A 7,219-nucleotide genomic window follows, 5' to 3' on the forward strand; every position below is an offset into this window, starting at 1 on the left:
GGGCGCGGGAACCGCCGGAGCCGCGGGTGCGGCAGCAGGAGCAGCCGGGGCCGGGGCTACGGGTGCGGCCTGGGCCGGTGGCGTGGGCGCTGCGGCCCCCGCGGCTCCGGCGGTTCCCGCGCCGGCAGCAGGAGCAGCCGGGGCCGGGGCTACGGGTGCGGCCTGGGCCGGTGGCGTGGGCGCTGCGGCCCCCGCGGCCGCAGTACCCGCCGAAGTCGAGGTCGGGGCGGCAGCCGCGCCCGGCTTGTAGTCGGCGAAGAAGTCCCACCAGGCTCGGTCTACCGAGTTCGGATCCTGGAGGTACTGCTGATAGATCTCGTCGACGAGCCACTCGTTGGGCCCGAACGCGGCGGCGGGATTCTTCCCCGCGGCTTGGTCGGACTCGGTCGAGATGGTCGAGTTACTGGGGGACTGTGACGACACGGCGGCAACCGCCCTCTTCCGCTTCACAAGGTGATGGACAGCGGGAATTAAGGCTACGCCCCCATGACCGCCAAGGTCAGGTCGGGCCGGTCCATCGTCGCGTAAGTCACATCGGAAAGTGTGTTTCGAGCGCTGAAATGGCGGGAAACAAGCGTGGTTCCGCTCCAGAAGGGACGGATCGATGCGGGCCGGACGCGCCGATGGCGCGGGCCTGTGCCTGATCACACGTGTCCGTCAGCGCGGACCGTCGTGGATCTTGGGGCTCCGGTTCGAACTTTACGTCAACTTGGCACGGATGACAGTCCCGGAAGGGTGACGATAATCCTGCAGCCACGGTCGGATTCGGCCACACCGATCCGGCCGCCGTGCAGATCCACCGCCCAGCGGGCGATCGCCAGCCCGAGGCCCGTACCGCCGTCGCTGCCGGGCCCGTGCGGCGAGCTGACCGCTCCCCGGTTGAACCGCTCGAAGATGTGCGCCCACTGCGCCTTCGGGATGCCGGGTCCCTCGTCCAGGACCTCCAGCTCCAGCGACTGGGGCAGCGAACCGCGCCGCGCCTTGACCGTCACCCGGCCGTGCGCGGGGCTGTGCTTGACCGCGTTGTCGATCAGGTTGGCGACGACCTGGTGGATGCGCTCCGGGTCCGCGAGCGCGGTCAGCTCCGGCGGGGACACGTCCAGGTGCAGATGGACGTCCGTCCGCGTGTGACTCCCCGAGCCCGACGCGATGCCCGCGCGCGCGGAGGCGACCATGTTGGCCTCCTTGAGCACGCCCGAGAGATACGGCCACACCTCGAAGCGGCGGGTCTTCAGCGGTACGACGCCGTTGTCCAGCCGGGAGAGGTCCAGCAGCGTCTCGACGAGCCGTCCGAGCCGCTCGGTCTGCTTCAGCGCCGTCCGCATGGTCTCCGGGTCGGCGGCCGAGACGCCGTCGACGACGTTCTCCAGTACGGCGCGCAGGCCCGCGATGGGGGTGCGCAGCTCGTGCGAGACGTTCGCGACGAGCTCCTTGCGCTGGCGCTCCTGCGCCTCCAGCTCGTCGGCCATGACGTTGATCGTCCCGGCCAGGTCGCCCAGTTCGTCCCGGCGGTTCTCGCGCACCCGGCGCGTGTAGTCGCCGCGCGAGATGGACCGGGCCACCGTGTTCATCTCGTCCAGCGGCGCGGTGAGCGAATGCGCCACGAACTGCGTTATCAGCAGTGTGGCGATCATCGAGAAGACCGTGATGAAGCGCAGCTCCGTCGCCGTGCGCATGGCGATCATCATCAGCCCGGTGGTGATGAGCACCGAGATGACGACGAGCGCGCCCAGCTTGGTCTTGATCGAGAACGGGCGTACGCCGCCCCAGGACTCCCCGGGGCTCCTCCGTGACGTCGGCCCTTCGTTCATGGCGTCGGTGTCTCCAGTGCGTAGCCGACGCCGTGGACCGTGCGGATCCGCTCGGCGCCGATCTTCCGGCGCAGTGCCTTGATGTGGCTGTCGACGGTACGCGTGCCGGAGGCGTCCGCCCAGTCCCACACCTCGGCGAGCAACTGCTCGCGCGAGAGCACGGCACGCGGGGTGTTCGCCAGACACACCAGCAGGTCGAACTCGGTGGGCGTCAGATGGACGTCCTCGCTGCGCACCCGTACCCGGCGCTGCGCGTGGTCGATCTCCAGCTCGCCCAGGCGCAGGATGCCCGAGCGCGGGGTGGACGCGGCCACCACGGCACGCTCCACCCGGCGCAGCAGGACGTGCACCCGGGCCGCCAACTCCCGCATGGAGAACGGCTTGGTCATGTAGTCGTCGGCGCCGACCCCGAGCCCGACCAGCATGTCGGTCTCGTCGTCGCGCGCGGTGAGCATCAGCACCGGCACCGGACGGGCGGCCTGCACACGGCGGCAGACCTCCAGCCCGTCGAAGCCGGGCAGCATGATGTCGAGGATCAGCAGATCGGGCTGCCAGGCCTCGGCGGTGTCGACGGCCGAAGGCCCGTCGCCCGCGGTCTGCACGAGGAATCCCTCGGCCCGCAGACGGGCCGCGATGGCGTCGACGATCGTCGGATCGTCCTCGACCACCAGCACCCGGCGCTGCGCGCCCGGCGTGGCCGTGGCCGTACCGTTGTGGGAGGTCTGTGTCTGCTCCATCGCCCGCCCCTGAAGTGTGCTTTCCGGAACCAGTGGGGTGATCCCATGACTGCGCTTGACGCGTGAATGATCTGCGTCAGGGAAGCAGGGTACGGGGAGTAACGGCGGCTTTGCTATCCAGGTCGGACGGCGAGGTGCACGACGTCCGGAACGCCTCGGTCAACGGGGATCTCTTCGGTACGCACCCGTTGGAACCCGGCATTCCATAAGGTTCGCTCAAATTCCGGAGAGGGCTGCGCCGACCATACGGCGAGCACCCCGCCCGGCCTCAACGCCCTTGCACAGCTTGCCAGTCCGGCCGGTGAGTAGAGGCTGTCGTTGCCCTCGGTGACGGTCCAGCCGGGCCCGTTGTCGATGTCGAGGCAGAGCGCGTCGAAAGTGGCGCAAGTCTCATTGACGAGTGTGACCAGGTCCGTTTTCACAATGTCGGTACGGGGATCGGCGAAAGCGGCCGCGGAGAGGGCCGACAGGGGGCCGGACCGGTGCCACTCGATGATCGCCGGTTCCCGCTCCACGACCGTGATCCGGCCCCAGCGGGGATCCGCGGCGGCGTGCGCCAGCGAGAACCCGACCCCCAACCCGCCGATCAGCACATGGGGTTCGGGGCGCGAGTCGAGGGCGTCGCGCGCGGCGTCGACCAGCAACCGCTCCGAGCGCCCGTCCGAAGTGTCCATCAGGAAGCACCCGTTGGCGATGATCTGCAGCAACTCCCCGTGCCGGCGCAGCACCACCTCGCCGTAGGGGCCCTCGCGACGGTCCAGGACAACGGGAGTGTCGTACGCCGTGGTCATCCGAGCACGGTACCCGCGGACGCGTGAGAAAGCTTTCGGGTTGCTATGAATCGGCTCTCGCGTGGCGTCGGTCATAGACAGCGGCAGGTGGGACGACGAAGGGTGGGTCGAAACGGAAGGAGCGCCTCACCGTGGAACGGACCGTGACGGCCGACACCCCGGCCTCCGCCACCCCTCTGGCGGCCTCCGCCATCCCCCTCGCCGGGGAGGACTCCTCGCTGCTGGACGCGATGCCGAGACAGCGGGAAGTCCCGGCGACGGGTGGGGAGTTGGTGTTCCCGGGCCCCGGCCCGGCGGCGGTGTCCGTCTCGGCGTCGACCCCCGCCGTACCCGGCGAGTCACGGATCGTCACCGCGCTCCGCCGCGTCCACCCCTGGCGGCTGCTGCCCACCCCCACCGGCACACCGTTCACTTTTGCTTACGCGCTCCTGCTCGTCATCACGTCCCTCGTCGCGCAGTACGCCGATCCCACCCTCGTGAGTGAACTCCACCAGGCGTCCAGCACCGATGTCACCCACCTGGTCCGCGACCCGTTCCTCGTGCTGATCGCGAGCGCGTCGTGGATCGTGGGCGGGATGCTGTCGCCGTACGCGCTGCTCTTCCTGCTGGTCCTGACGGCGCTGGAACGCCGGATCGGCGGAGCACGGACCGCCGCCGTGTTCCTCTCCGGCCACATCCTGGCGACGCTCGCGACCGAAGGGACGGTGGGAATCGCGGTGTTGGCGGGCCATCTCCCCGACAGCTCGCTCCACCGCCTCGACTACGGCATCAGCTTCGGCGTGGCCACGAGCATAGGAGCGCTGGGCGGCCTGCTGCGGCCGTGGCTGGGCCTGCCGTTGATCGCCCTGTTCGGCTGGTCGCTGGTCTCGGACCTGATCGCGTTCACCGACCCCATGACGAACTGGGGTCACCTGATCTCGCTCTCGATAGGCATCGCGACCTGGCCGTTGATACGGCGCTGGCAGCGGGCGGCGGGGATGGCTCGGGCGGCTGGGACGGAGGCATCCCGGTTCGAGGTGGCCGGGGTCGAGGCCGGCGGGGTCTGACTCCCCGCCTCCGTCTCTCTGTCTCTCTGTCTCTCTGGAATTCCGCCGCGTGGGTGTATTGATGGCGTGGAGAGCCGGTCGTGGTCCTGGACGGGGGAGGTCCGAGTGACGAATACGGATGCGGTACGGCGGGTTGAGCGCGCGATCGATGCAACTGGCCTGGTGGTGACGGGAGTTGCCGAGGGCCAGTGGGCGATCCCGACCCCGTGCACGCAATGGGACGCACGGGCCGTCCTCAACCACACGGTGGGCGGCATGCACATCTTCGCCGCCGAACTGAACGGCACGGATCCGGGCGCCGAGCACGAGTCCGACTGGCTGGGCGTGGATCCCAAGGGCGCGTACGCCGAGGCGGCGGAGGCGGACCGCGCGGCCTGGAACCGTCCCGGCGCCCTCGACACCACGGTCCACATCTCGCTGGGCGCGTTGCCCGGCCCGATGGCCGCGCTGATCCACTTCACGGAGGTCTGCGTCCACGGTGTGGACCTGGCGGTCGCGACGGGCCAACAGGCGGTGGTGGACGAGGAGTTGTGCGCGGAACTGCTGTCGGTGATGCGAGGCATGGGCGGCTTCGACGCGTACCGCGTGCCCGGCGTCTTCGGCCCGGAGGTCCGGCCGGCGCCGGGGGCGGCCCCGCACGCGCGGCTGCTGGCCTACTTGGGCCGCACGGTCGCTTGATCCGTTCGATCCCGCGCCTGATCCGGTGACCACACGTACGGCGTTGTGGTCGTGACCGCCCGGAACCCCAGCCGGCGGAGGATCGGCGCGCTGTCGTCCGAGGCGTCCACGTGCAGGTACGTGACTCCGCGGGCGGCGGCGAGGGCGGCTCGGGTGGCGACGAGGGCGCGGTAGACGCCCTTGCCGCGCCAGTCGGCGACGGTCGAACCGCCGCGCAGTCCCGCGAACTCGGAGTCGCCGTAGAAGACCAGCCAGGCCGCGGAGATCACCTCGCCGTCCGCCTCCGCGACGTAGACCGCGATCTCGTCCGGTGCGGCGGTGATCCGGCCGAGCAGTTCGGTCGCCAGCCAGGTCAGGTCGATGCCCCAGATGGCCGACTCCATGGCGCCGATCCGCTGGAGATCCGCCGCGTCGGAGACCCGGCGCACGGTGACTCCGTCCGGCAACACGGGCTTCCCTACGGCCAGTTCGGCGGTCCGTCCGATGAGCACCGTCTCCTGGTCCTCGGGCACGAAGCCCGCCGCGCGCAGTCGGTCGGTGAGGTCGGCCGGTTCGTCATGACCCCGGATCTTCCATTCCACGCGTTCCCCACGAGCGGCGAAGAAGTCCCGCTGCCGGACGATCAGTTCGTCCAGCTCACGCCCCCGCAGGCCCAGGTCGCGCGGCCCGGTCACGAACCCCCGGGTCTCCCCGACGATCCGCAGCAACGGCCCGTCCTTCTCGTACGTCACTCCGGCGGCCGGGACGGGAGGGGCTCCGCGCATCTGCTCGTCGTAGGCGGCGAGGAGGGTCTGTGTCTCGGTTTCCGTGTCTGTCACGGGGGAGACGGTACGAGGCGCGTGAGCTGGGGCAACTGATTAACGGCGGGGTGCGCCGGTCCTGATGTGCCGGAGGAGGTCAGGAGTAGAAGCCCCGGCCGTATTCGTCCCGGCCCAGAGTGAAGTCGTCCGGGCGATCACGGCGGAGCTCCTCGTACCGCTCCGCGAAGATGTCGAGTGCCTGGGGAAGGGTGCACCCCCGGGTCTCGCGGATGATGACGAGCGCATGCACGATCCGGTGTTCCAGGATGTTCCGGTCCACGCTCTCGGGCAGCTGTTCCATGGCGCCGTGAGCCTACCGGGCGCGGATGATCAGCCCTGTTCGGAGGGGGCGATCACACGGTCGCGGAACTCCTGGAAGGCGTGCCAGCCCGAGGGGCCCTGTGGAGTGATCAGGTCTCCTGTGGAGCAGTCCAGCGCTTTGCAGCCGAGGGCGCTCGCGAGGCGGAAGACGGAGGCGAGCACGTCGTCGCCGGAGCCGCGGATGTGCAGCATGACCGAGTCCACCGGATCCTCCGAGCCGATGTTGAGCTCCACGGACCACGTAGGTCCGGAGAGGTCGCCCCAGGTGGGGTCCGAGAGGTCGGCTTCGGGTTCGGCCCGGGTCACGGCCGCGAGGACTTCGTGCTGTCGGCCCAGTGGGGGCGGGGAGTAGTCGTCGGGTATGTCCTGCATCGAGGTGATGTCGTCGGGCAGGTGGCAGAGAAGAACATCCCAGCTCATGTGGACCTTCCGGAGGGGGCGTGGGCGGTTGTGCCGTCGGTGGGGGTCGGATCAGGCGGAGCCGTTCCTCCCGGCGGCCGGGGCGTGAGCGTGCTGCGGAGCCCGTTGATGGTCGCGTGCCAGGGTTCGCCGTCCGATTCGCCCCAGAGTTCCAGGAGTTCGGACGGCTCGGTCATGACCCGGTCGAGGGCCCTCAGGGCGAGGGCGCGGAGGTCGGTGAGGTCCGGGACGGGCTCGTCCGGGCCGTAGTGGGGATGGGCGGGTTCACCGCCTGGGCACTGCGCGGCTACCAGGGCCGCTGCCGCGATGGCTTCGTCGCCTACGTCCGCGTTCAGGTACTCGGCGGTGTCGGCCGTCCGGGCGAGGGTGTCCCGCACGAAGCCCAGCCGCGCGTCCGGCGACGCCTCGTCGAGGTCGCCGCACCAGTCCGCCGCGGTGTCGTTGTCGAAGGGGCCGACATCCCAGGTGCCCATACGTCTCTCCTGTGCCTCTTGATCGTGCTGGCTTCACGTCCCGGCATCGTGGCAGGGGCCACTGACATCGGCCGTCGAGGTCGGCCGTCGAGGTCGTACGCCAAGAGTGAGCGGTGAGCCCCCGACGCCCCGCCATCCCCGC

The 7,219-nt window shown here is 70.1% G+C and carries 9 protein-coding genes and 1 pseudogene; 2 read left to right on the forward strand and 8 right to left on the reverse strand.

What is annotated here, in order from left to right; genetic code table 11:
- From kgd to JHN63_RS44600, 4 genes and pseudogenes are all read right to left on the reverse strand, one after another.
- A pseudogene (gene kgd / locus JHN63_RS44585) lies at positions 1-423 on the reverse strand (multifunctional oxoglutarate decarboxylase/oxoglutarate dehydrogenase thiamine pyrophosphate-binding subunit/dihydrolipoyllysine-residue succinyltransferase subunit); the annotation flags it as partial.
- Between the two features lie 281 nt (positions 424-704).
- Complete coding sequence (locus tag JHN63_RS44590) at positions 705-1,811, reverse strand: cell wall metabolism sensor histidine kinase WalK (protein WP_200690845.1); 1,107 nt, start codon at positions 1,809-1,811, stop codon at positions 705-707.
- Positions 1,808-2,548: a response regulator transcription factor gene (locus JHN63_RS44595; RefSeq protein WP_200690846.1), complete on the reverse strand. Its 741-nt coding sequence runs from the start codon at positions 2,546-2,548 to the stop codon at positions 1,808-1,810. The genes JHN63_RS44590 and JHN63_RS44595 overlap by 4 nt, the downstream gene beginning before the upstream one ends.
- A 113-nt stretch (positions 2,549-2,661) precedes the next feature.
- Positions 2,662-3,339: a spermidine synthase gene (locus JHN63_RS44600; RefSeq protein ID WP_200690847.1), complete on the reverse strand. Its 678-nt coding sequence runs from the start codon at positions 3,337-3,339 to the stop codon at positions 2,662-2,664.
- 131 nt (positions 3,340-3,470) lie between these two features.
- On the opposite strand from JHN63_RS44600, the gene JHN63_RS44605 reads away from it, so the two are divergent.
- Positions 3,471-4,385, forward strand: coding sequence for a rhomboid-like protein (locus tag JHN63_RS44605; RefSeq protein WP_307782136.1), 915 nt, complete (start codon positions 3,471-3,473; stop codon positions 4,383-4,385).
- Positions 4,386-4,490: 105 nt separating this feature from the next.
- A complete protein-coding gene (locus tag JHN63_RS44610; protein ID WP_200690848.1) occupies positions 4,491-5,063 on the forward strand; it encodes a TIGR03086 family metal-binding protein in 573 nt (190 codons plus the stop codon).
- Here the strand turns inward: JHN63_RS44610 and JHN63_RS44615 are convergent.
- The 4 genes from JHN63_RS44615 to JHN63_RS44630 form a co-directional block, all read right to left on the reverse strand.
- Positions 5,039-5,827, reverse strand: a complete 789-nt coding sequence (locus JHN63_RS44615) for a GNAT family N-acetyltransferase (RefSeq protein ID WP_200690852.1) — start codon at positions 5,825-5,827, stop codon at positions 5,039-5,041. The genes JHN63_RS44610 and JHN63_RS44615 overlap by 25 nt on opposite strands.
- A gap of 133 nt (positions 5,828-5,960) precedes the next feature.
- Complete coding sequence (locus JHN63_RS44620) at positions 5,961-6,164, reverse strand: hypothetical protein (protein WP_200690849.1); 204 nt, start codon at positions 6,162-6,164, stop codon at positions 5,961-5,963.
- 29 nt (positions 6,165-6,193) lie between these two features.
- Positions 6,194-6,604: a hypothetical protein gene (locus JHN63_RS44625; RefSeq protein ID WP_200690850.1), complete on the reverse strand. Its 411-nt coding sequence runs from the start codon at positions 6,602-6,604 to the stop codon at positions 6,194-6,196.
- Positions 6,601-7,077: a DUF4259 domain-containing protein gene (locus JHN63_RS44630; protein WP_200690851.1), complete on the reverse strand. Its 477-nt coding sequence runs from the start codon at positions 7,075-7,077 to the stop codon at positions 6,601-6,603. Before JHN63_RS44630 ends, JHN63_RS44625 begins: the two co-directional genes overlap by 4 nt.
- Between the last annotated feature and the right edge of the window lie 142 nt (positions 7,078-7,219).

The sequence above is a fragment of the Streptomyces sp. MBT65 genome (genome assembly GCF_016612545.1).
Lineage (GTDB): Bacteria > Actinomycetota > Actinomycetes > Streptomycetales > Streptomycetaceae > Streptomyces.